Genomic DNA, 21,694 nt, shown 5'->3' with positions numbered 1-21,694 from the left:
CGATTGCGTCCTAGAGTGACCGCAGGACCGAGACGACCTTGCCCATGATCGTGGCGTGATCGCCCAGGATGGGCTCATACTGGGTGTTCTGCGGCAACAGCCACGTGTGGCCATCGCGCTGGCGGAACGTCTTCACGGTGGCTTCATCGTCCAGCAGGGCCGCGACAATATCGCCGTTTGCGGCGTCGGCCTGCCGGCGGACCACTACCCAGTCGCCGTCGCAGATGGCGGCGTCCACCATGGAGTCGCCGGCCACGCGCAGCATAAACAGCTCACCTTGGCCCACGAGCTGCCGCGGCAGGGGCATCACGTCTTCCACCACCTGATCAGCAAGGATGGGCCCGCCGGCCGCGATCCGGCCCACCAACGGCACCATGGCGGTGTCCATGGCAGTGGGAAGTTCGGTGACCGTTCCGCCGATGCCGTGCAGGACTGAGGGCTTGGTTGCCCCGCTGGTTTTGGCCGACCCGCCGTCCAGCGTCAACGGCATCAGGACTTCCATGGCGCGCGGACGCTTGGGGTCCCGGCGCAGGTATCCCAGCTTCTCCAGCTGCGACAGCTGGTGGGTCACGCTGGACAAACTCGCCAGGCCCACGATGTCGCCGATTTCACGCATCGACGGCGGATAGCCGTTGTCATTCACCGAGCGCTGGATGGTTTCAAGGATCTTCTTTTGGCGGGCGGTGAGCCCCTTGGGGGTCCGTTGGGGCTGGCGGCGCTGCGGTGTCGCCTTGCCCTCGGCGGCTGGTGCTGCCATGTTCGCCAATGCCTTTCGGTTGCCCGGATCCGCTCCGGCCGCTGGTGCCTGGAACGCCCCGGGGCTGTTTGTCGGAGTTGATTGTCAGACCCTGCTGATCAACTACAGAGGTGGTTGTTCTTTGATCCAAACGTAGGCCAGCCACAGGGCTTTTTCAAACATTTGTTCTAGCGAGTCTCGACAATATTCGTTGATAAGTGCTAAAAATGAAGAAGCAAAGTTCGAATATGTGTTCTACTCGTTGCTTGCGGATTCGAATATTCGAATTATGGACGGCCCAGGCCGGCACCGGCAAGTGGACGCGGAGGGCGCGCCGGGCAGCACAGTATGGTCCAGGAGGGCTCATTTCATGTCAGCTATATCTGCTTCGCAGGACTCGCGTCCGCAACTCATTTCCGTGCAGGACCTCACTTCGCGGCCGTGGTCCGCACCCATGTCGGCCTCGGTTTCGGCGCCCAGGCAGCGCAGGGAATCCTTGCCCCCGCTGCGCCTGACCGGCAGGGGCCGGATTGTCCTCATTGGCATCCCGCTGGTGATCCTCGCCGCAATCCTGCTTTCGCTGGCCGGTTTCCTCAACGCCCCGGCGAAGGCCGCCGATTCCGCCGCCGACCTGTCGTTGACGCCAACAGTCTCGGTCACAGTGCAGCCCGGACAGTCGCTCTGGGCCATTGCCGGTACCGTGGCGCCCGAGCGTGATCCCCGTGATGTCATCGCGGATATCGCTCAGTTGAACAACCTTTCCGCCGGGGGTGTTGTCCCCGGGCAGCAGCTCTTCGTCCCCACCAAGTAGGTGCCTTCGGGCTCGGGGGCGTGCCGCAGCAACCCGTCACATTTTCAGGCCGTCTGCTTCGGACCTAAACTGTTCAGGTGAATGACCAGCTAGAGCGTCTGAACAGACTTCCCCTCCGGACCAACCTCCGCGGACTGACCCCGTATGGTGCCCCGCAGTTGGATGTACCTATCCTGCTGAACGTCAACGAAAACACCCATGGCGTCCCGGCGGACGTGCGGGCCGCGATCAGCGTGGCCGTGACGGAAGCCGCGGCAGGCCTCAACCGCTACCCGGACCGTGAGTTCACCGAGCTCCGGGAAGCGCTGGCCGAATATCTCGGCCACGGTCTTGATGCCACCAACATTTGGGCGGCCAACGGGTCCAACGAGGTCCTCCAGCAGATTCTCCAGGCTTTCGGCGGACCCGGGCGCACGGCCCTGGGTTTCCCGCCCACGTACTCCATGTATCCGCTCCTGGCCAGTGGCACGGACACCGGGTACATCGTAGGGCAGCGGGCGGATGATTACGGGCTCAGTGCTGAGTCGGCCGCCTCGCAGGTCAAAGAGCTTCAGCCCAACATCGTTTTCCTCTGCTCGCCGAACAACCCCACCGGCACGGGCCTGGGCCTGGACGTTGTGGAGGCCGTGTACGCGGCCGGCGAGGACAGCCAGACCATCGTGATCGTTGACGAGGCCTACCACGAGTTCGCCCACGACGGAACGCCCAGCGCCCTGACGTTGCTGCCCGGCCGGGAGCGCCTCATCGTGTCCCGCACCATGAGCAAGGCGTTCGCCCTCGCGGGCGCCCGCCTGGGCTACATGGCCGCCGCTCCTGAAGTCACGGACGCACTCCGCCTGGTCCGGCTGCCGTACCACCTTTCGGCCATCACCCAGGCAACAGCCCTCGCCGCCCTCCAGCACCGCACGGCCCTGATGGCCGACGTCGAGGACATCAAGGCGCAGCGAGACCGTATCGTGTCGGAGCTGACGCGCATGGGCCTCAAGCCTGCCGCCTCCGATTCGAACTATGTCTTCTTCGGCGGCCTCGACAGCCCACATCACGTCTGGCAGCAGTTGCTGGACGACGGCGTACTGATCCGTGACGTCGGCATCCCCGGCCACCTGCGTGTCACGGCGGGTACTGAGACGGAGACCACAGCGTTCCTGACGTCGCTGGAACGCATCCTGGCCAGCCAGGCCAAGCTGTCCGCCTAAACTTGAAGTATCGGCGCTGCCGCGCGCTGGCACATCTCCTTCGCTTACGCATCACTGACTTCGCCTAAAGGACGTATGACCATGAGTTCCACCGGATCGAACGCTGCCGCGCCCCGGACCGCACGCATGGAGCGTGCCACCAGTGAATCGTCAGTGCTCGTGGAGATTAACCTCGACGGCACAGGAGTATCGGACATCGACACGTCCGTCCCGTTCTACGACCACATGCTGACTGCGCTGTGCAAGCACTCGCTCATTGACATGACGGTCAAGGCCACCGGTGACACCCACATTGACGTCCACCACACGGTGGAGGACGTCGCCATCACGTTCGGTGAAGTGCTGCGAACCGCCCTGGGCAACAAGGCCGGGATCCGCAGGTTCGGTGAGGCCACGGTGCCCCTCGACGAAGCACTGGCGCAGGCTGTCGTCGACGTCTCCGGCCGCCCCTACCTGGTGCACGGCGGCGAGCCTGCCGGGCAGGAGTACCACCTGATCGGCGGCCACTTCACGGGGTCGCTGACCCGCCACGTCTTTGAGGCCATCACACTTCATGCCGGCATCTGCCTCCACATGAACGTCATCGCGGGCCGCGACCCGCACCACATCGTGGAAGCGCAATTCAAGGCCTTCGCCCGCGCCCTGCGTGCTGCGGTCGAACCCGATCCCCGCGTTGAGGGGATTCCGTCCACTAAGGGTGCCTTGTGAGCGGCCAAATTCTCCGGGACGGCGCCGTCATCGATCCGGCCGCCGGTAAGAAGCCCGTTTCGCCCGAAGGCAAGCCCACGGTCACCGTCCTGGACTATGGTTCCGGAAACGTCCGCTCCGCCGTGCGCGCTCTTGAGCGGGCCGGGGCCGAGGTCATCCTCAGTTCCAAGCCTGAGGACGTGCTTAATGCCGACGGCCTGGTAGTACCCGGCGTCGGCGCCTTCGAGACTGTTATGCGCGAGCTCAAGGCCGTGGACGGCATCCGGCTGATCGGCAGGCGGGTGGCCGGGGGCAGGCCGGTCCTGGCAATCTGCGTCGGCCTGCAGGTCCTGTTCGAAGCCGGGGTAGAGCACGGGACAGAAGCCGAAGGCATGGGGGAGTGGCCTGGCAAGGTGGAACTGCTTCCCGCAGAGGTGGTGCCGCACATGGGCTGGAATACCGTGGACGTACCGGAAGGATCCAAGCTCTTCGCCGGGGTCGCGGACCAGCGGTTCTACTTCGTTCACTCCTATGGTGTCCAGGAGTGGAACTTCGACGTGATCCAGCCGCGGATGACTGCGCCGCTGGTGACCTGGTCAGAGCACGGCGCCCGCTTTATCGCCGCTGTGGAGAACGGCCCGCTCTGCGCTACCCAGTTCCACCCCGAAAAATCCGGCGACGCCGGTGCACGGCTGCTGCGTAACTGGGTAGACGGCCTTCGCAAGCCAGCTGCCACGGACGCCGCCTAGATGTGGTCGATTGTCCTGATGGGCCTGGCCGGCGTCCTGGTGGGCGGCGCCCTGTCCTTCAGGCAGCAGGACAAGCCGCTCTGGACCCAGGTAGGCTTCTACGTCCTGGCCGGTATGGCGCTGCTGGCCGCTTACCTGCTGACGCTTCCTGGGAACTAGCCCCACGAACTACCAGTTCCGCTTCCACGAGCAACCCAACACCCAAGAGGATTTGAGATGACCACCGCAACCGATCTGCCGGTTCTTGAACTGCTGCCCGCCGTCGACGTCGTAAACGGACAGGCCGTGCGGCTGGTCCAGGGAGAGGCCGGCAGCGAGACGAGCTACGGCACACCGCTGGAGGCAGCCCTCAACTGGCAGGAGCAGGGCGCCGAATGGGTGCACCTGGTGGACCTTGACGCCGCGTTCGGCCGCGGCTCGAACGCCGAGCTGCTCCGTGAAGTGGTGGGCCGGCTGGACATCAAGGTGGAGCTCTCCGGCGGCCTCCGGGATGACGAATCCCTCGAAGCGGCGCTGGCCCTCGGCGTGGCCCGCGTCAATCTCGGCACGGCGGCGCTGGAAAACCCGGAGTGGACCCGCAGTGCCATCGACCGCTTCGGCGACAGGATCGCCGTCGGCCTCGACGTCCGTGGAACCACGCTGGCAGGCCGCGGCTGGACCAAAGAAGGCGGCGACCTCTGGGAGGTCTTGGGCCGCCTCGAAGAAGCCGGGTGCTCCCGGTATGTTGTCACTGACGTCACGAAAGACGGCACTCTCCAGGGTCCCAACGTTGAACTCCTGCGGCAGATGGTGGAGAAGACCGGCAAGCCGGTGGTTGCCTCCGGTGGCATCTCCAGCCTGGACGACTTGAAAGTGCTGCGCTCCCTGGTGCCGCTGGGCGTGGAAGGCGCGATCGTGGGCAAGGCGCTGTACGCCGGCGCCTTTACGCTCCCCGAAGCCCTCGACGTCGCCGGACGCCGCTAAGCAGTTTCCGTGGACAGCACGCACAACGCCGACACTGCTGGGGAATCCCCGCCGCCGCGCCATCTGCCCGGACACATTGCCGCGGCATTGGCGGGCGCGGGTGGCCGCGCTGACTCGGCGGGCCAGCCGTGGGAAGGTCGGAGCCTCGCCGGGGACGACGGCAAGATCCACAACTTCGAGGACGACGACGGCACGGCCGACGTCGGCTACCTCGCCGCCGTCGCGGCTCTGGTTGAAGGCACCGGCGACGAAGCGGCAGTGGTCGCCTCGCTGGCCACCGCCCGAGTCTTCATCCCGATCATCGCGCAGCTTGGCGAGCAAGCGGCAGGCGTCGACGGCCTGATGGCGGACAAGCAGGCGGACATGGCGCTGGTCACCCTGAAGGCCGCCGACGGCCGGACGGCCATGCCGGCCTTTACCTCGGCGGATGCCCTGGCCGCCTGGCATCCCGAAGCCCGGCCGGTGGCCGTGTACGCGGCCCGGGCCGCCCTCTCAGCCGTGGCCGAGGGTGCTGAGTTGCTGGTGCTCGATCCCGGCTCGGAGGTCACCTTCGTGGTCCGGAGGCCCGCCGTCTGGGCGCTGGCCCAGCAACGGGACTGGGTCCCTTCCTACACTGATGCAGCGTTGGCAGCAGAGATGTCCGAGGCAACCGCCGGATTCACTGCAGTCCGTAAGCTGGCGCTCCACCCGGGATCCGGCGTCGGAGCCCTCACCGGCACGGGTGCCACGCTTCCGGGGGGCGGCGCCGGACCGGAACTGCAGGTGCTGCTCCACCTTGAGGATGGGCTGGACGCCCCGGCAGTCCAGCAACTCGTATCCGGGCTCCAACAGGCGTGGTCCCGGAATGTATTGTTTGGAGAGCGTGTTGACTCGATCGAAATCAAGTTGCGGCGCGCAGCACAGTAGCTAACGGTTGGCGCGGAGATCCCGGGCTGCCGTGGGCAGACCCAAAGGATTTTCCGTGAACTTCGCTCTTTACCGGGAGCTGCTGGCCGTCCGGCCCATCCGCCGGCTACTGCTGGTCGGCATGATCGCCCGCATTCCCCACTCGGCGGCAGGCGTGCTGCTGACCCTGCACATCGTCCTGACCCTGGACCAGGGCTACGCAGCGGCCGGTGCCGCGGCGGCTGTTATGACCATCGGTATTGCGGTGGGCGCACCATGGCGCGGCCGGCGCGTGGACACTGTTGGCCTGCGCCGGGCGCTGATTCCGTCAGTGGTGTCAGAGACCCTGATCTGGTCCGTGGTGCCGCACGTGTCGTACCAGTGGCTGCTCCCGCTGGTGTTCGTCGGCGGCCTGCTGACGTTGCCCATCTTTAGCGTCGTACGGCAGTCCCTGGGCGTCCTGGCAGACGGCAACCAGCGGCGCACGGCCTTCGCCCTTGATGCCATCACCACCGAGGTGGTGTTCATGATGGGACCGGCGGCCGGAGCCGTCGTAGCCACCAGCGGCCATACCGTTGTCGGTCTGACCGTCGTGGGAGTTTCCACGTCACTCGCCGGGCTGTTCCTGATGTGGTTCAACCCGCCCACCCGAAGTGCCACGCAGACTGAGGAAAGCGAGGCAGACCAGCGCCATGCCGCGGAAGCGGCTGTGGTTTCTGCCGCTCCCGCCCACCTCCAGGAGGCGGCTGCCGACCTGGTTCCCGCGGGACCCCCCCGGATCGGGGCAGAACGCGTCCTAAGCGGGCAGGCGGGGCTGCGCGGCAAGGTGGCCCACAACTTCGCCTGGTTCACGGCCACTGTCGCGGCCGTCTTCGCCGTGGCGGCTGGAACCGGCATGGTGCTCAGCGGCACCGACGTTGGCATTGTTGCTGCCTTGGAAACTGGCGGCCACCAAGCCGAAATCGGCATTGTGTTCCTCTTTTGGTGCGCCGCATCGGTGGTCGGCGGGCTGGTGTACGGGGCCATGCACCGCCCAGTTTCGCCGATCTTCCTGCTGCTGGGCATGGCTGCCCTGACCATCCCGATGGGCTTCGCCCAGGACACCTGGACGTTGGCCTTCGTCTCGATCCTTCCGGGCCTTTTGTGCGCCCCCGTCCTGTCGGCTGCCTCCGAACAGGTGGCAGACCTGGTGGCGGAGGACCGCCGCGGCGAGGCAATGGGCTGGTACGGCTCTGCGCTGACTGCCGGGGTGGCGCTCGGGGCACCACTTGCAGGGATTTTCATCGACGGGATGGGGTCATCCGGCGGGTTTGTCTCCGTGGGGGTCGGCGGGGTGGCGCTGTGTCTGGTGGGTCTGCTGCTCCAGGCCCTCCGACGCCGCCGCGCTGCCGTCTGAGCGGGCCTCTCGAAAGATCAACGAAGGCTCAGAATTCACCGCCCACCATCCACAGTTTTTGTCCAGATATCGCGCCTTTTCCGGTGCGGAAGTCCCAGTATCTGGACAAAAACTCAGGGAAATGACGACGTCGGCGGGCGGACCACCATAGTCCGCCCGCCGACGTCGTAATTAATTGGGAAGGATTGCTTGAGTCAGGTCAGTTGACGGCGCCCGTGTACTTCTCGCCCGGGCCCTTGCCCGGGGCATCCGGAATGATGGACTCCTCGCGGAACGCGAGCTGCAGGGAACGCAGGCCATCGCGCAACGGGCCTGCGTGCTGGGATCCGATTTCGGGGGCGGCTGAGGTCACCAGTCCGGCAAGGGCGGTGATGAGCTTGCGGGCCTCGTCCAGGTCCTTGAGTTCCTCGGCATTGTCCTCGGCGGCGAGGCCCAGCTTGACGGCGGCTGCGCTCATCAGGTGCACTGCGGCCGTGGTGATGACCTCGATGGCCGGCACCTCCGAGATGTCGCGGATTTGCTGGGTGACGTCAGCCTTGGCGTCCGGGGCCTCGAAAACGTGTGAATTATTGTCTGGGGTGCTCATGCTGGTAAGCTTGTCACAGACCGACTGGATGTCGTTATTTCGCTGTGGAAGGTCCCACTAACGCCTAGCCGCGTTGGGCGGGATTTTTTTCTGTAGAATGACATGCAGTTTGCAAGCGGAGTTCTCTCCCACCCGCGTCAGCCGTTTTCCCGCCGGAAGTAATTCCTGAGGAACCAAGGTTGCCGGGTACCGGTCGGACAGTTCTTTCAGGCGTTGAGCCTGGGGAAGTGCGCACTGCCTCTACTGAGGACCGTGCATCCGATCATCGAGGCCTTCGATTGCTCCGGCAATTGGGGGCCTTCTCTATTTTCCGGTGGAATACCACATCAATCACAGGAGTTTTAACATTAGCGAGCCAAGAATCAATGAGCGTATCCGCGTCCCCGAGGTGCGGCTGGTCGGCCCTGCAGGTGAACAAGTAGGAATCGTCCGTATTGACGATGCCCTGCGTTTGGCTGCCGAGTCTGATCTTGATCTCGTTGAAGTTGCACCTCAGGCCAAGCCTCCGGTGTGCAAGCTGATGGACTTCGGCAAGTACAAGTACGAGGCCGCCGTCAAAGCACGTGAAGCACGGAAGAACCAGACCAACACTGTTCTGAAGGAAATCCGCTTCCGCCTCAAGATTGACACCCACGACTACGAGACCAAGCGCGGCCATGCACTGCGCTTCCTCGGTGCCGGTGACAAGGTCAAGGCCATGATCCAGTTCCGCGGCCGTGAGCAGCAGCGTCCGGAAATGGGCATCCGCCTGCTCCAGCGCTTCGCTGACGATGTCGCCGAAGTGGGCGTTGTTGAGTCCAGCCCGCGTATCGATGGCCGCAACATGGTGATGGTTGTGGGCCCGCTGAAGAACAAGGCCGAAGCCAAGGCTGAGGCACGCCGCGCATCGCAGCGTGCAGAGGCCAAGGCGGAGAACGAAGCGAAGGCTACGGGCGGCGGCCGCATCGACGTCTCCGGCGACGACCAGGCACCGCTGACGCAGTCGCTGGCTGACCTTCTTCCGGAAGGTTTCGCCATCACCACGGAGCCGGAACCCGAAGCTCCGGCAAAGTCTGAAGCACCTGAGGCGCCTGTTGAAGCCGCTCCGGAAACCGAAGCCCCTGTCAAGGAAGCTCCGGCAAGGGAGGCTACCGTAAAGGAAGCTGCCGCGAAGGAAGCTCCTGCAAAGGAAGCCGCCGCGAAGGCAGCCCCCGTGAAGGAAGCCGCCGCCCAGGAGGCGCCCAAGCAGGCCGCCCCGAAGGCCGCTGCTCCCAAGCGTGAGGCTCCCAAGGCAGCTCCGGCGCCGGTCAAGGCTCCTGCCGCTGCCAAGCCCGCCGAAGCAGCTGCTCCGGCTCCGGCTGCCCCGGCCGCTCCTCGGCCGCCGGTGCCGATGCCTAAGCCGGTAGCCCGGCCGGCAGCGCCGAAGCCTGCTGCAAGGCCTGCCCCCAAGGCAGCTCCGAAGCCGGCTGGCAAGAAGACTACCTAGTTCAAAGCTGCGGGAGGTTATCCTCCTGCAGTACGCAACCAGCATGCCGCCTGCAGGGGTGGCTGCTCGAAAGAACTGCAGACAATGTCTGTGGACACGTAAGGAGATCGGTTCCCATGCCGAAGATGAAGACCCACAGTGGTGCTAAGAAGCGCTTCAAGCTGACCGGCAGCGGCAAGCTGCGCCGCCAGCAGGCCAACCGCCGCCACTACCTTGAGCACAAGTCCTCCAGGCTGACTCGTCGCCTCGCCGGCGACAAGATTGTCTTCAAGGGTGACGCGAAGGTCATCCGGAAGATGCTCGGCATCTAAGTTCCAAGTTCTCTGACTGATGCCACCTGGCAGCAGTCAACTACCAAAAAGGCTTCTCAAGCCAGCCGGTTGTTCCGGCAGTAGATGCTTGGGATCAGAATTTTCGAAGGAGTACGCACGTGGCACGTGTGAAGAGGGCGGTCAACGCCCACAAGAAGCGCCGGGTTATCCTTGAACGCGCAAAGGGCTACCGTGGACAGCGTTCACGCCTGTACCGCAAGGCTAAAGAGCAGCTGCTGCACTCGTTTGTGTACAGCTACGGCGACCGCAAGAAGAAGAAGGGCGACTTCCGCCGCCTGTGGATCCAGCGCATCAATGCTGCATCCCGCGCCAACGGTCTGACTTACAACCGCCTGATCCAGGGCCTGAAGGCCGCTGAGGTCGAGGTTGACCGCCGTATGCTTGCTGAGCTGGCCGTTTCGGATGCGAACGCATTCGCCGCGCTGGTGAAGATCGCCAAGGATTCCCTGCCTGCTGACACGTCCGCCCCGGCCGTCGAGGCAGCAGCCCCCAAGGCTGCCAAGGCACCCAAGGCCAAGGCTGCAAAGCCTGCCGCTGACGTGGCTGCCGAGTAGCACCCACGCCAGTTCGAGGACTGGTGGCTGAAGCCACTAAGGTTCTTATATGAACGAAACCGGGCGCCCGCAAGATTTTCCACTCTCCAATCCCCGAGCTGATCGGGTGAGGAAGGTGGCACAACTTGCCGGGCGCCCGGCCCGTTTAAAGCGCAGCGAGTTCCTGGCGGAGGGTCCCCAAGCTGTCCGTGAGGCCCTGACGCTGCACCAGAAAAGGATTGCTGCGGGGGAGCCCGGCGTCGTCTATGAGGTGTACGCGAGCGAGGCCTGCCTCGACCGGCACCCGGACCTGGAGACACTCGCGGAGGGCACTACCGCATACCTCACCACCGACGAAGTGCTGGCCGCGATGGCGGACACGGTAACCCCGCAGGGCATTCTCGCGGTCTGCGGTTTCCTGGACGTGAGCCTTGAGCAGGTCCTCGACGCAGGCCCGCGGCTGCTTGCCGTGCTGTGTCAGGTCCGGGACCCCGGCAACGCCGGCACCGTGCTCCGGGCAGCTGACGCGGCCGGGGCGGACGCCGTTATCCTGACCGCATCCAGCGTTGACATCTATAACCCCAAGGCGGTCCGTTCCACCGCCGGTTCCCTGTTCCATCTGCCCGTGGTCCTGGGCGCCGATATTGCGGAAGTGGCAGCTGCGTGCCGTGCGCGGGGGATTGGATTACTGGCCGCCGACGGCGACGGCGACGTCAACCTGGATACGCTCCAGGACGAAAACGCCGCCCGCCGGATCGCAGGCCCTGGCGTCGAATCGCTGTTCGCCCTGGAGGGTCCCACAGCGTGGTTGTTCGGAAACGAAGCGCAGGGGCTCTCCGAAGATGAACTGGCCTTGGCCGATCACCGGGTAGCCGTGCCCGTTTACGGGGCCGCGGAAAGCTTGAACCTCGGCACGGCGGCAACTGTGTGCCTCTACGCGAGTGCACGGTCCCAGAAGGCGTGACTCACCAGAAGGCGTGACTCACCAGAAGGCGTGACTCACGAGATAGTCCGACTCACCCGAAGACGTGACTTAAAAGTCAGGGCCCCGGAAGTTCTCCGGGGCCCTTGCTGTCTGAATCAGATGACGTAGATGTAATCAGGGTGCCCGTGTGCTCTTGCTGCGTCCCGTGATGGCGCCGTAGACACCGGCAACTACCAGGCCGCCTACAATGGCCAAGATCCAGGTACCCAGATCAAAGAATCCCATGTCGCCCTTGGCGAACAGGAGGTTGCCGATCCACCCGCCGACAATCGCGCCGACCACGCCGAGCACGAGGCTCGTCACCCAGCCGCCGCCAACCTTGCCCGGCATGACGGCCTTAACGATGGCCCCTACGATGAGGCCGAGAATAATCCAAGCAAGAAAACCCATGTCTCCTCCTTCATATTCGTCGGGATTAAACGTCCCGATTAGTGTTCAAGCTAACACACGGCCGCAGCATTGTCAGCAGGCTTAGTGCCTGTCAGAGGTGCGTCTTCTGCACCCGAAAAGGTACGGTGTTCGTGGGCGGAGCCGACTGCGGCGCCGCGAATATCCCTGCTTGTTCTTGAAACCTGTGAAGAGGAGAAGCCTCCGTGGCTGCAAATGGCGGTACCAAGGCGATCGTCGCGGCCCTAGCCGCAAACCTGACCATCGCCGTCCTGAAATTCGTGGCCTTTTTTCTGACGGCATCCTCGTCAATGCTGGCCGAAGCCATCCACTCGGTGGCCGACTCGGGCAACCAACTACTGCTCCTGATCGGCGGTAAGAGCGCCAGGAAGGCAGCCAGCCCGGAGCACCCCTTCGGGTATGGCCGGGAACGCTACATTTACGCCTTTATCGTCTCGATCGTGCTCTTCAGCGTGGGCGGGCTGTTCGCACTCTTCGAAGCGTGGGAGAAGCTGCAGCACCCGCATGCCATCGAAGGGGACTTCTGGTGGGTTCCCCTGGCCGTGCTGATCGGCGCGATCGTGGCTGAGTCCTTCTCGTTCCGGACGGCCATCATCGAGTCCAACCACGTCCGCGGCAAGCAGGGCTGGGTGAGTTTTGTGCGCACGGCCAAACAGCCGGAGCTGCCCGTGATCCTGCTGGAAGACCTCGGGGCGCTTCTCGGCCTCGTGTTCGCGCTCGTCGGCGTGAGCATGACCCTCATCACCGGCAACGGGATCTGGGACGCCGCCGGTACCGGCATGATCGGCCTGCTGCTGGTGGCCATCGCGGTGGTGCTGGCTATCGAAACCAAGTCGCTGCTGCTGGGAGAATCTGCCACCCGGGACGACGTGGCCCGCATCAGCGAGGCCATCGAGGCCGGGGGACACAACCGCATCATCCACCTCAAGACCCTTCACCTCGGACCGGAGGAGCTGCTTGTGGCCGCCAAGATCTCCGTGGGTGCCGCCCAGACCGGCCGGGACATCGCCGCTGCGATTGATGGTGCTGAGTCCAGGATCCGCACGGCTGTTCCGACGGCCCGGGTGATCTACCTCGAACCGGATCTGCACCGCGAAGTCGGTCAGCGCACGGACGGGGTCTCAGGCACAGGTCAGGTCTCAGGTGCCGGCCACATCTCCGCCGAGGCCGGGTCGCAGGACGCACAGGCTTGACGTTCCGCCCTCAGCCCACCTGATGCTTTGGTGAAGCCGTTGGCCGCCCGTCCCCCAGGATCAGGCGGTCAGCGGCTTCTTGCGTTCCAGGAGGCCGCTGGTCACGGCGATGGCCAGCCCCAGAACAGCCAACACGGCCCCCACGAGCGCGGGCGCCACGAAGCCCCAGCCCCAGGCGATCACTACGCCGCCCAGGAAGGCGCCCAAGGCATTGGCAACGTTGAGCGCGGCGTGGTTGAGCGAAGAAGCGAGTGAGGGGGCGTCCGGCGAGGCATCCAACAGGCGGGTCTGCAGGGCCGGGATCAGCATGGAGCCGGACGCCCCCACCACAAAGACCATCACGAGGGCTGACCAGGGCCAGTGCACAGCCACCGCGTAAACCACCAGGGCGACGGCGATACCGGGCAGGACCCAGTACAGCGTGCCCATCACTGACTTGTCGGCAAGCCTGCCGCCGACGACGGTTCCCGCCACCATGCCCAGTCCGTAGAGTGCCACCACAATGGGCAACAGCGACGCCGGAATCCCGGCCACCAGCGTCATGGTGTGGGCAATGTAGGTGTAGGTCGCGAAGAAGCCACCAAAGCCGACGATGCCGATCAGGATGGCCAGCCACACCTGAAGCCGCTTGAGCGCACCGAGTTCGCGGCGGATGCTCGCGTCGGGATGGGGTGCCTGGTACGGAACATAGCGCCACAGCAGGACCAGCGTCAGCAAGCCAATGCCTCCTACGAGGAGGAACAGCAGCCGCCAGCCGAAGGTCTGGCCGACCCAGGTGGCCGCGGGCACGCCGATGACGTTTGAAACGGACAGGCCTGCCATCACCATGGAGATGGCCCAACCGCGGCGGGTGGGGGAAACAAGGGAGGCGGCGATCACGGCCGCGACTCCGAAGAATGCGCCGTGCGGCAGTCCGGCCGCAAACCGGGAAACCAGCATGCTGCCGTAGTCGGGAGCAAGATAGGACGTCAGGTTTGCCAGGGTGAAAAACAGCATGAGGCCGAGCGCGAGGTGTTTGCGCGGCAGTTTGGCTCCTACCGCGGAGAGCAGCGGTGCGCCAACCACGACTCCGAGGGCATAGGCGGAGATGAGGTGCCCGGCCTCAGGGGTGCTGATGCTGAGTCCTTGTTCCACCTCTTTCAGCAGGCCCATCATGGTGAACTCCGTGACACCGATTCCGACGCCGCCCATTGCCAGCGCAAAGATCGCTGCGCCAACGTGCGGTGTCTTCGCCTTGGACGCGGTGGGTGTTTGGACGATGCTGCTCATGTGCCTGCTTTTCAGGAAGATTCTGGGATGGAGCCGGTGTGGAGGCCCGCAGTCCATTGTCCCCCATAGGCGGGGTGCCACTCGAAGGCGGTGCGTCACGCACGGGCAGCATCGCCCACAGGCAGCCTCCCTCATAGACTGAGGCGGTGAGTGGACTGATACAGGTAGTTGGCGGAGCAATAGTGGACTCGTTGGCGGGCCCTGCCCGCATGCTGGTGGCTAGGCGGACTGCTCCCGAGCAGTTCGCCGGACTTTGGGAATTTCCCGGCGGGAAAGTGGACGCCGGTGAGGAATGCGAGGCCGCTCTGCACCGGGAACTGAGGGAGGAGCTGGGCATCAGTGTGCGGTTGGGGCCCGAGCTGCCGGCAGCGGCGGCCACCGGGTGGCCACTGAACGACCGGGCAAGCATGCGGGTCTGGCTGGCCGAAATTATCCAGGGCGAGCCGCAACCGCTCGAGGACCACGACGCATTACGGTGGGTCGCACTGACGGACCATCGGGAAGTGCTCGACCTGCCCTGGATCCCGGCCGATTTCCCCATTGTCGAGGCGCTCCTGCACTCACTCAGTTCACAAGAGCTTGACACGCGTACGCGATAAGTTCTCCAACACGCTGAATTCTCTGTAGGGCTGAAATCCCCAGGTCAAAAAAGGGTTGGCTGGCGTTCCGAGGCTGCCTCCGCAGGATGCCGAATGCCTGTTGTCCCCGAGCCGTCTGGCCCGGGAGTGCTCACCGCCCGGGAAACAGGCAGGATTCCTTCCGGATACTGGGCTTCCTCGCTCCGGGGGTCGTCCTCCAGATCGCGGTGGCTGAAACGGTGGGAACTTGAGAAGCCATGCCGCTGCTTGAAGTAGCGGACTTTGGCGGCGAGCCACGTGCGGTATTCCTTGGAGGCATAGGAGCCTGTGCCGTAGAGCCTCCGGTAGCGGCCTGCCAGTTCCGGGTGGTTCCTGGCAATCCACTCCATAAACCATTCCCGGGTACCCGGCTTCAGGTAAAGGGCGCCGGCCGTCACGCCGGTGGCTCCTGCGGCGGCCAGGGAGCCGAAGAGGGCATCAAGCGCTTCGTCGCTGTCCGACAGCCACGGCAGGATGGGCATCGCCATAACGCCGCAGGGGAGCCCGGCATCGCGTAAGCGGGAGACCAGCTTCAGCCGTGCCCGCGGCCCTGGCGTGCCTGGTTCCACGGCTTCCGAGAGTGCCTCGTCCGTCATCGCCAGGGAAATGCCCACTCCTACCGGCACCTGGGCGGCAGCCCGCTTCAGCAGCGGAATGTCCCGTGCGAGCAACGTCCCCTTGGTGAGGATGGACAATGGCGTGCCTGAGTCCGCCAGCGCCGTGATGATTCCCGGCATCAGCTGGTAGCGGCCCTCGGCCCGCTGGTAGGGGTCCGTGTTGGTGCCAAGCGCCACCTGGTGGCGGCCCCAGGACGGCTTAGCCAGCTCCTTCCGGAGGACCTCGGCAGCATTGACCTTGACCACCACCTGGCTGTCGAAATCCAGCCCGGCGTCAAAGTCGAGATACGTGTGGCTCTTGCGCGCAAAACAGTAAACACAGGCATGGCTACAGCCGCGGTACGGGTTCACGGTCCACTCGAACGGCATCCGTGACCCGGCCACCACCTTGTTGAGCACCGATTTGGCGGTGACCTCATGGAAGGTGATGCCGGCGAACTCGGGGGTGGTGACCGAACGGACCAACCCGGCAAGGGGGAGCAGTGCAGGTGATGGGCCACTTCCGAGGTCATCGGCGGGCCGGGGCATCAGTGCTTGTGCATCCCATCTCATGTCCTCTATTCGAAGATATGTTTCCTTCAGCCCTTGGCTGGATGTCTTTGACGTAGCCTACGGGCGGCCTACGACAGTCACGTCCGGCTTGTGTGGAGCGTTATCTGGAGTGTTGTCCACGAGTTCACGGTTCAGTCGATTGGGCCTGTTAGACCTGATGCCAGAACATGAGTCTGTTTCCAAGGAGCCGCCATGCCCTGGTCCGTTCAACGAGTGATTCAGCACGATGGCGAGGAGTCCTGGACGGTCACCGACCCCTCGTACGACGTCGTGGCTCCAGTGGACCGATTTCTTGCCCACCTGGGTGCCGTGGACCGTTCGCCCGGGACGGTCAGGTCTTATGCCTTCGATCTGCGGGATTTCTTCACTTTTCTCGAGCAGTCCCAGGTTCGGTGGCTTGACGTGCAATTGGAGGACTTTGGCCGCTTCGCCAACTGGCTGCGACTCGCTCCCGCCGAGAGATCGGGACAACTGCGCAGCCTGACGGGCAGGGAGGAGCATTGTTCGGCGACGACGATCAACCGTAAGTTGTCCGCCGTCGGATCGTTCTACCAGTTTCATCAGCAACACGGGGCGGGTTTTGAGTTCATGCCGCTGTCGGGCCGGCGTGGCGGCGGCGGTTCGTGGAAGCCGTTGCTTGCCCATCTTGGCGGTGCGGCCAGACCGGGCAAGGAACTGAAACGGCGGACGCCGTCCCGGATACCGCGGACGCTCAGCGCAGAACAGGTTTCGGCGGTGCTGGGTGCGTGTGACCATCTGCGGGACCGGTTGCTCTTCGCCCTGCTGGCTGGATCCGGAATGAGGATCGGTGAAGCACTTGGGCTTCGGCACGAGGATATTGACTCCGCTGAATGCATCGTCAGGGTGCGGGCCCGGCAGAACGCCAACAACGCCAGGGCGAAGACCGGCGACCGTGACATTCCCGTCCAGCCGGGTCTGGTGAGGATGGTCGCCGATTACCTGTTCGACGAGTACGGAACGCTGGACTGCGACTATGTCTTCGTGAATCTCTGGTCGGAGCCCGTGGGCCGTCCGATGACTTATCAGGCAGTCCTTGATCTGGTCACCCGGCTCAGGGTCCGCACGGGGTTTCACTTCACACCGCACCAGTTCCGCCACACGTATGCCACGGACCTGCTTCGGCGGAACGTCCCGTCTGAGGTGGTCCAGAAACTGCTGGGCCACTCGTCGGTCGCGACCACGATCGATACCTATTCCCACCTCGACATCCGTCACGTGCGGAAGGCGCTGGCATCGGCGGGCTGGCTGCCGGATAAGCCGGCTACCGACGGCGATACTTTGGGTCCGAGCAAAAAGGGGGCCGCTGATGACCCGACGTGAAGTCAGGGGCGGTTCCACGGGCCCGGGCGACGCCCTGCCACGGATGCGCCTTGCCCTTTCGCCACGGTTTGATGCCGCTGTGATTGTGCTCGATGACGCTGACCTGGCGGGAAACCTGTTCCCGGTCTGCAGCATTGCAGGGTGCGTCCGGTTCCTCCGTACCAAGCAGATGTGCCAGACGCACCTCTTCCGGTGGAACAAGCTCGGCCAGCCTGGTCTCGATGAGTTCCCGGCATTGTCGGGGTCGGCGACCAAGCCTGAAAGGTTGGATCTGGGCGGCTTGCCGGAAAGGTTACGCATTGAGCTGGCCTTGGCGATCCAGCTTCTGGCTTCCAGCCCCAGGGAACGGCAAGGGTTCCGGTCACAGGACCTCCGCAGTCTGCTCAGCATGCTGAGGCAACGGGAGGCAGGGTCGTTACTGACCGATTCGAGCGCAGAAAGCACCGAACTTCAGGATGCGCCATCGCCGGTACGCCGTGCGCACACGGCACTGTCCTCGGCGCTGGAACATTTTCTGGAACCGCCCAACGCTTCCTCGGAATTCGAGCGCGATGTCTGGCGGCTCGAGGTCATGGGATTCAGGGGCAGGACCGGCCAGCAGGGCAGGTTGCGGTTTAGCACCCTGCCGCAGCCGTGGCTGAGGCTGCTGGCGAAGCGGTTCATGCGCTGGCGGATCTCCACCGGCACGAGCTATTCCCAAATCAACCGGGACATGACATCCCTTCAGCGATTGGCTGACGCTTTCACCGAACACGCCGGTGCCAACGGCGCAGTGCAGCATTTCACCCGGGAAAGCATCGAGGTCTATCTCAACCTGTTGCTTCGGCTTCGCCTCAGTCCCGCCAGCCGCAGCTACTCCCTGAGCTCGACTGCCTTGTTCCTGCGCGCGGTCCGCGAAAACAACTGGGAACCGGCGCTGCCCTCATCTGCCGGGATCCGAATGGGTGACCATCCCCGCCGTCCGGCAGCACTGCCCCGGGCACTTTCGGAGTTCGTCATGGCCCAAATCGAAGACCCCAAGGCGCTCGAGCAGTTGGAGCAGCCACACCGGCTCATGATGCAAATACTCATCCGCACCGGGCTTCGCCTTTCCGATACGTACCGTCTGGAAATCGACTGCCTCCTCAACGACAACCAGAACGCCCCCTACCTGCGCTACATCAACCACAAGATGTCCCGCGAAGCGACGCTGCCGATCGATGACGAACTCGCCGCCGCGATCACCCAGCAGACGATTACCGTCCGAGCCCTCATGCCGGAAGCCCGCTACCTGGCCCCCGCCCGAAACTCCCGAAGCGGGGACCGGCCATGGAACCCCGGAACCGCCGCCGGCCTCATTCAGGTCTGGCAGACGACGATCGGGCTACATGATGAACAGGGCCACCCGTTCCGCTTCACCGCACACCAACTCCGCCACACCTACGCGACACGACTCATCAACGCCGATGTCCCGCAGGAAGTGGTCCGCCGGTTGCTGGACCACGAATCCCACGAGATGACCGCCCGCTACGCCCGGCTCAAGGACGAAACCGTCCGCCGTCACTGGGAACAAGCAACGAAAATCAACATCCACGGCGAAACCATCAGCGCAGGGCAGGATGACACGATCAATGACGCGGCCTGGATGAAAGAAAACCTGGGTCGGGTCACCATGGCCCTGCCCAACGGGTACTGCGGACTGCCACTGCAGCAGGCCTGCCCCCACGCCAACGCCTGCCTGACCTGCCCGGTCTTCGTCACCACCCCGGACTTCCTGTCAGAGCACCTCGACCATCTACGCTCCACGAATCGGCTCATTGCCCAGGCCGAGACGGCAGGGCAAACGCGAGTCGTCGAAATGAACCGACGCGTCGCGGCCAACCTGGAAAGCATCATCGGCACCATCCAAAGCACCGGGGACGGGAGCAGCAACGATGCGAACTGACAACACCCATCACCTCCTGGCCGCCGCTCGCCAGCGATCGGAGAAAGCGCGTCAACAAGTGGAGGAGGCGCTCAAGCAACTGGACCAAACCACCCGACCCGCGACCGTCAGCGAGCTCGCCAGGACAGCGGGCGTGTCACGGTCCTGGCTTTACACCCAGCCGGACCTGTTGGAGCAGCTCCACCAGCGGAAACGACCAGGGAGAACGTCACCAACGGGGTCGTCTGTTCGCGCGTCCGAGGCCTCCATGCAGCGGCGGCTTCAACTTGCCCACCAGCGCATCCGGCAGCTCACGGAAGAGAACCGCCGCCTGCAGGAGCGGCTGGCACGGGCGCACGGGGCGCTGCGCGAGGCCCGACGTTGACGTCGCAGTAGTCCCCGCGTCATCGTGCACTTGATTGTGCATGGTTCTGGCCTGTGCTCTGGGAATTGAGCGTGGAACGGGGGTCTAGTTTCTGATGGCTGTGGCGGGATTTTGGCGGCTGGCCACCCACGCAGGGTAGAGGGAGCTGAGGAGTCCGGCGCAGATCGCTGCGCCGAGGCCGATGAGGGGCAGGCTGCTGGCAAGGACGGGGGTCCATCCTTGTGCGGCGGCGCCCAACAGTGTCCCGGCAATGCCGAGGGCGACTCCAATGGCGCCGCCCATCGAGGAGATAAGGATTCCTTCGATGATGAAAAGGCGTCCGATGAATCCCCGACTGGCTCCGATGGCCCGAAGGAGCGCGATTTCCGACGTCCGGGATTGGACGGTCAGATACATAACGGTGGCTGCGCTGGCGGCGGTCAGGGCGAGGAGTACCGATGAAAGAATTCCGACGAATATGCCAAGGTCATTGGATACACCGTACCGGAGGGTGTCCAGATCAGCGACGGTTCGAGTCTTGATGCTTCCCGGGCTTGCGGGGCTGAGGGCGATAGGCACGGCGCGCGCGACGGCCGCGGGGAAACCCATCTCCGTTCGTATGATGAGGGAGAGCTGAACGTCCGCGTTACTGGCGATGACGCCAGGGCTGACGACGACAGAATTTTCGAGCTGTTGAAACCGGTCGTTGACCTCAAATGTGCCGACCACCGGTACGCGGACCTCGTCTATCCAGATGGCATATCCGGGGCTGAGGCTCATTCCGTCCTGGACGGGGAGGCTAAGTGCCGTGGCAGCATTCTTGGAGACCAGCGCGACAGGCCCCATGGATGTATTTTCCAGCAGTTGGGCGCTGGAGGCGGGTGTTACCTGGGTGGTTGCCAGGTTCATGAGGGATGCGGAGCCGCTGGCAAGCCCGATGGCTTGATGCGGTTCCTGGCCCGTTGGGTGCAACCGGGAAATCCAGGTGCCAGCGGGGTCGACCGTGGCAAGGAATCCTGCGCCGGCCACATGGGGCAGGCTGTTGATCTTTTGCAGGTCCAGGCTCAGTTGCTCGCCGGTCGTGTTGAGGAGAGTTGCGGGGTTGTCGAGGTCGACCCGGACTTCATCGAGGGCCGCAGCGGTCAGGCGATTGCTGATTTGGGCTGATGCGGTTTCGCTCAGCCCTGCCGAGGTCACGAGACCGCCGATGCCGAGCGCAAAAGCCACCATCAGCAGCAGCGTGCGGACACCGCGCGTTGAAAGTGCCGATACGGCGGCGAGAACGTCATCGACCAGGGATCCCCAAGGGCCCAGTCGTCCGCTTTTCTGCTTGAAGGTGGCGAGGGGTGCTCGTTGGGGTGCCGGTGCTGGTGGCCGGTCACGTGTGGTGGCGTCCTGAACGATTCTTCCATCGAGGACGCTTATCCGGCGAGTGGCTGCGGCAGCAACGTCCATGTCGTGCGTAATGATGACTACCGTGGCCCCTGCGCGGTGGAGGCTGCGGAGGTGCTCGACAACCTTCTGGCTGTTCTCGGAATCCAGGTTCCCTGTTGGTTCATCGGCAAGGATCAGGGCCGGTGAGGCTGCAATCGCACGGGCTATGGCGACGCGCTGCCGCTCACCACCCGAGAGCAGTTTTGCCCTGGCGGTGGTCTTGGCTTCCAGTCCAAGCTGTGTGAGGGCGTCGGCAGCGAGCCGGACACGTTCCCGGATCGGAACCCGCTGGACACGCAAGCCCATCGCGGTGTTGGAAAGGACGGATTCGTCGCCCAGTACGTGTGAGGATTGAAAAATGAATCCGAAGGCTGCCGAGCGGAGATGGTTGAGCTCCTTCTCGTTCATGGAGCCTGTATTCAGGCCCAGCACCTGATACTCGCCTCCCGTGGGAGTATCTAGCAGGCCCAGGATGTTCAGGAGTGTGGACTTTCCGGATCCCGAGGGGCCCACGATGGCAACGAATTCTCCGGGATGGATTTCGAGGGAGATCCCGTCGATGGTGGGGGCGTCGTTGCCGGGATAGCGTCGGGACACCTCCCTTAGTGACAACAGTGGGGAGCCGGGAGCCGGATGCCGGACATCCTCAGCGGCTTGGTCAAGCAGCGTCAT

Annotated in this window: 22 protein-coding genes and 2 pseudogenes; 17 read left to right on the top strand and 7 right to left on the bottom strand. The window is 64.3% G+C overall.

Annotation, left to right across the window (positions count from 1 at the left end):
• Positions 1 to 10: 10 nt before the first annotated feature.
• Complete coding sequence (lexA, locus tag ACQCSW_RS14080) at positions 11 to 757, bottom strand: transcriptional repressor LexA (RefSeq protein WP_426986818.1); 747 nt, start codon at positions 755 to 757, stop codon at positions 11 to 13.
• 433 nt (positions 758 to 1,190) lie between these two features.
• Here lexA and ACQCSW_RS14075 point away from each other — a divergent pair, with 433 nt between their 5' ends.
• The 8 genes from ACQCSW_RS14075 to ACQCSW_RS14040 all read left to right on the top strand — a co-directional run bounded on the left by ACQCSW_RS14075 (position 1,191) and on the right by ACQCSW_RS14040 (position 7,423).
• Positions 1,191 to 1,547: a LysM peptidoglycan-binding domain-containing protein gene (locus tag ACQCSW_RS14075; protein WP_426990702.1), complete on the top strand. Its 357-nt coding sequence runs from the start codon at positions 1,191 to 1,193 to the stop codon at positions 1,545 to 1,547.
• Between the two features lie 77 nt (positions 1,548 to 1,624).
• Positions 1,625 to 2,743 (top strand): histidinol-phosphate transaminase, encoded by a 1,119-nt coding sequence (locus tag ACQCSW_RS14070; RefSeq protein ID WP_426986816.1) that lies wholly within the window; start codon positions 1,625 to 1,627, stop codon positions 2,741 to 2,743.
• A gap of 81 nt (positions 2,744 to 2,824) precedes the next feature.
• Positions 2,825 to 3,451, top strand: coding sequence for an imidazoleglycerol-phosphate dehydratase HisB (gene hisB / locus ACQCSW_RS14065; protein WP_160669680.1), 627 nt, complete (start codon positions 2,825 to 2,827; stop codon positions 3,449 to 3,451).
• On the top strand, positions 3,448 to 4,179 hold the full coding sequence (gene hisH, locus ACQCSW_RS14060) for an imidazole glycerol phosphate synthase subunit HisH (protein WP_354250349.1): 732 nt from the start codon (positions 3,448 to 3,450) through the stop codon (positions 4,177 to 4,179). Before hisB ends, hisH begins: the two co-directional genes overlap by 4 nt.
• On the top strand, positions 4,180 to 4,338 hold the full coding sequence (locus tag ACQCSW_RS14055) for a hypothetical protein (RefSeq protein WP_354250348.1): 159 nt from the start codon (positions 4,180 to 4,182) through the stop codon (positions 4,336 to 4,338).
• Positions 4,339 to 4,395: 57 nt separating this feature from the next.
• Positions 4,396 to 5,142: a bifunctional 1-(5-phosphoribosyl)-5-((5-phosphoribosylamino)methylideneamino)imidazole-4-carboxamide isomerase/phosphoribosylanthranilate isomerase PriA gene (priA, locus tag ACQCSW_RS14050; RefSeq protein WP_058929461.1), complete on the top strand. Its 747-nt coding sequence runs from the start codon at positions 4,396 to 4,398 to the stop codon at positions 5,140 to 5,142.
• Positions 5,143 to 5,151: 9 nt separating this feature from the next.
• Positions 5,152 to 6,048 (top strand): SseB family protein, encoded by an 897-nt coding sequence (locus ACQCSW_RS14045; RefSeq protein ID WP_426986813.1) that lies wholly within the window; start codon positions 5,152 to 5,154, stop codon positions 6,046 to 6,048.
• A gap of 55 nt (positions 6,049 to 6,103) precedes the next feature.
• Positions 6,104 to 7,423 carry an MFS transporter gene (locus tag ACQCSW_RS14040; protein ID WP_426986811.1) on the top strand — a complete coding sequence of 440 codons (1,320 nt, stop codon included), beginning with the start codon at positions 6,104 to 6,106 and terminating at the stop codon, positions 7,421 to 7,423.
• Positions 7,424 to 7,622: 199 nt separating this feature from the next.
• Here ACQCSW_RS14040 and ACQCSW_RS14035 read toward each other — a convergent pair whose 3' ends face one another.
• Positions 7,623 to 8,009 carry a DUF1844 domain-containing protein gene (locus tag ACQCSW_RS14035; RefSeq protein WP_426986809.1) on the bottom strand — a complete coding sequence of 129 codons (387 nt, stop codon included), beginning with the start codon at positions 8,007 to 8,009 and terminating at the stop codon, positions 7,623 to 7,625.
• Positions 8,010 to 8,322: 313 nt separating this feature from the next.
• On the opposite strand from ACQCSW_RS14035, the pseudogene infC reads away from it, so the two are divergent.
• Positions 8,323 to 8,799, top strand: a pseudogene (gene infC / locus ACQCSW_RS14030) (translation initiation factor IF-3); the annotation flags it as partial.
• Between the two features lie 350 nt (positions 8,800 to 9,149).
• Here the strand turns inward: infC and ACQCSW_RS14025 are convergent.
• Positions 9,150 to 9,233: pseudogene (locus ACQCSW_RS14025) on the bottom strand (hypothetical protein); the annotation flags it as partial.
• 357 nt (positions 9,234 to 9,590) lie between these two features.
• Here ACQCSW_RS14025 and rpmI point away from each other — a divergent pair.
• From rpmI to ACQCSW_RS14010, 3 genes are all read left to right on the top strand, one after another.
• Positions 9,591 to 9,785: a 50S ribosomal protein L35 gene (rpmI, locus tag ACQCSW_RS14020; RefSeq protein ID WP_009358635.1), complete on the top strand. Its 195-nt coding sequence runs from the start codon at positions 9,591 to 9,593 to the stop codon at positions 9,783 to 9,785.
• A 119-nt stretch (positions 9,786 to 9,904) separates the two neighbouring features.
• On the top strand, positions 9,905 to 10,360 hold the full coding sequence (gene rplT, locus ACQCSW_RS14015) for a 50S ribosomal protein L20 (protein ID WP_426986807.1): 456 nt from the start codon (positions 9,905 to 9,907) through the stop codon (positions 10,358 to 10,360).
• Between the two features lie 49 nt (positions 10,361 to 10,409).
• Positions 10,410 to 11,303 (top strand): TrmH family RNA methyltransferase, encoded by an 894-nt coding sequence (locus tag ACQCSW_RS14010; RefSeq protein WP_426986805.1) that lies wholly within the window; start codon positions 10,410 to 10,412, stop codon positions 11,301 to 11,303.
• Between the two features lie 135 nt (positions 11,304 to 11,438).
• Here ACQCSW_RS14010 and ACQCSW_RS14005 read toward each other — a convergent pair whose 3' ends face one another.
• Positions 11,439 to 11,714: a GlsB/YeaQ/YmgE family stress response membrane protein gene (locus ACQCSW_RS14005; protein ID WP_426986803.1), complete on the bottom strand. Its 276-nt coding sequence runs from the start codon at positions 11,712 to 11,714 to the stop codon at positions 11,439 to 11,441.
• Between the two features lie 203 nt (positions 11,715 to 11,917).
• On the opposite strand from ACQCSW_RS14005, the gene ACQCSW_RS14000 reads away from it, so the two are divergent.
• Entirely contained in the window at positions 11,918 to 12,925 is a 1,008-nt protein-coding gene (locus tag ACQCSW_RS14000) for a cation diffusion facilitator family transporter (protein ID WP_426986801.1), read from the top strand.
• Positions 12,926 to 12,985: 60 nt separating this feature from the next.
• On the opposite strand, the gene ACQCSW_RS13995 is transcribed toward ACQCSW_RS14000, so the two are convergent.
• A complete protein-coding gene (locus ACQCSW_RS13995) occupies positions 12,986 to 14,194 on the bottom strand; it encodes an MFS transporter (protein WP_426986799.1) in 1,209 nt (402 codons plus the stop codon).
• A gap of 146 nt (positions 14,195 to 14,340) precedes the next feature.
• On the opposite strand from ACQCSW_RS13995, the gene ACQCSW_RS13990 reads away from it, so the two are divergent.
• Positions 14,341 to 14,793 (top strand): (deoxy)nucleoside triphosphate pyrophosphohydrolase, encoded by a 453-nt coding sequence (locus tag ACQCSW_RS13990; protein WP_426986797.1) that lies wholly within the window; start codon positions 14,341 to 14,343, stop codon positions 14,791 to 14,793.
• A 44-nt stretch (positions 14,794 to 14,837) separates the two neighbouring features.
• Here the strand turns inward: ACQCSW_RS13990 and ACQCSW_RS13985 are convergent, their stop codons facing one another.
• Positions 14,838 to 15,980, bottom strand: a complete 1,143-nt coding sequence (locus ACQCSW_RS13985; protein ID WP_426986795.1) for an Rv2578c family radical SAM protein — start codon at positions 15,978 to 15,980, stop codon at positions 14,838 to 14,840.
• A gap of 192 nt (positions 15,981 to 16,172) precedes the next feature.
• Here ACQCSW_RS13985 and ACQCSW_RS13980 point away from each other — a divergent pair, with 192 nt between their 5' ends.
• From ACQCSW_RS13980 to ACQCSW_RS13970, 3 genes are read left to right on the top strand one after another with little or no spacing between them, the layout of a single operon-like run.
• Positions 16,173 to 17,321 carry a tyrosine-type recombinase/integrase gene (locus ACQCSW_RS13980; protein WP_426986793.1) on the top strand — a complete coding sequence of 383 codons (1,149 nt, stop codon included), beginning with the start codon at positions 16,173 to 16,175 and terminating at the stop codon, positions 17,319 to 17,321.
• Positions 17,308 to 19,245 (top strand): tyrosine-type recombinase/integrase, encoded by a 1,938-nt coding sequence (locus ACQCSW_RS13975; protein WP_426986791.1) that lies wholly within the window; start codon positions 17,308 to 17,310, stop codon positions 19,243 to 19,245. The genes ACQCSW_RS13980 and ACQCSW_RS13975 overlap by 14 nt, the downstream gene beginning before the upstream one ends.
• A complete protein-coding gene (locus tag ACQCSW_RS13970; RefSeq protein WP_426986789.1) occupies positions 19,235 to 19,609 on the top strand; it encodes a DUF6262 family protein in 375 nt (124 codons plus the stop codon). Before ACQCSW_RS13975 ends, ACQCSW_RS13970 begins: the two co-directional genes overlap by 11 nt.
• 84 nt (positions 19,610 to 19,693) lie before the next feature.
• Here the strand turns inward: ACQCSW_RS13970 and ACQCSW_RS13965 are convergent, their stop codons facing one another.
• Positions 19,694 to 21,694, bottom strand: coding sequence for an ATP-binding cassette domain-containing protein (locus ACQCSW_RS13965; protein WP_426986787.1), 2,001 nt, complete (start codon positions 21,692 to 21,694; stop codon positions 19,694 to 19,696).

Source organism: Pseudarthrobacter sp. Y6 (assembly GCF_050156205.1).
Taxonomy (GTDB): Bacteria; Actinomycetota; Actinomycetes; order Actinomycetales; family Micrococcaceae; genus Arthrobacter.
The sequence above is the reverse complement of the archived record's forward strand: the minus strand, read 5'-3'. Positions and strand labels throughout refer to the sequence as shown.

Bases quoted from the DNA above. Each gene is read 5' to 3' on its own strand.
- ACQCSW_RS13975 (WP_426986791.1), top strand. From the start codon at position 17,308: ATGACCCGACGTGAAGTCAGGGGCGGTTCCACGGGCCCGGGCGACGCC.
- priA (WP_058929461.1), top strand. From the start codon at position 4,396: ATGACCACCGCAACCGATCTGCCGGTTCTTGAACTGCTGCCCGCCGTC.
- ACQCSW_RS13995 (WP_426986799.1), bottom strand. From the start codon at position 14,194: ATGAGCAGCATCGTCCAAACACCCACCGCGTCCAAGGCGAAGACACCG.
- ACQCSW_RS14075 (WP_426990702.1), top strand. From the start codon at position 1,191: ATGTCGGCCTCGGTTTCGGCGCCCAGGCAGCGCAGGGAATCCTTGCCC.
- lexA (WP_426986818.1), bottom strand. From the start codon at position 757: ATGGCAGCACCAGCCGCCGAGGGCAAGGCGACACCGCAGCGCCGCCAG.
- ACQCSW_RS13965 (WP_426986787.1), bottom strand. From the start codon at position 21,694: ATGACGCTGCTTGACCAAGCCGCTGAGGATGTCCGGCATCCGGCTCCC.
- rpmI (WP_009358635.1), top strand. From the start codon at position 9,591: ATGCCGAAGATGAAGACCCACAGTGGTGCTAAGAAGCGCTTCAAGCTG.
- ACQCSW_RS14055 (WP_354250348.1), top strand. From the start codon at position 4,180: ATGTGGTCGATTGTCCTGATGGGCCTGGCCGGCGTCCTGGTGGGCGGC.
- ACQCSW_RS13985 (WP_426986795.1), bottom strand. From the start codon at position 15,980: ATGAGATGGGATGCACAAGCACTGATGCCCCGGCCCGCCGATGACCTC.
- hisB (WP_160669680.1), top strand. From the start codon at position 2,825: ATGAGTTCCACCGGATCGAACGCTGCCGCGCCCCGGACCGCACGCATG.
- ACQCSW_RS14035 (WP_426986809.1), bottom strand. From the start codon at position 8,009: ATGAGCACCCCAGACAATAATTCACACGTTTTCGAGGCCCCGGACGCC.
- ACQCSW_RS13970 (WP_426986789.1), top strand. From the start codon at position 19,235: ATGCGAACTGACAACACCCATCACCTCCTGGCCGCCGCTCGCCAGCGA.
- ACQCSW_RS14005 (WP_426986803.1), bottom strand. From the start codon at position 11,714: ATGGGTTTTCTTGCTTGGATTATTCTCGGCCTCATCGTAGGGGCCATC.
- ACQCSW_RS13980 (WP_426986793.1), top strand. From the start codon at position 16,173: ATGCCCTGGTCCGTTCAACGAGTGATTCAGCACGATGGCGAGGAGTCC.
- ACQCSW_RS14010 (WP_426986805.1), top strand. From the start codon at position 10,410: ATGAACGAAACCGGGCGCCCGCAAGATTTTCCACTCTCCAATCCCCGA.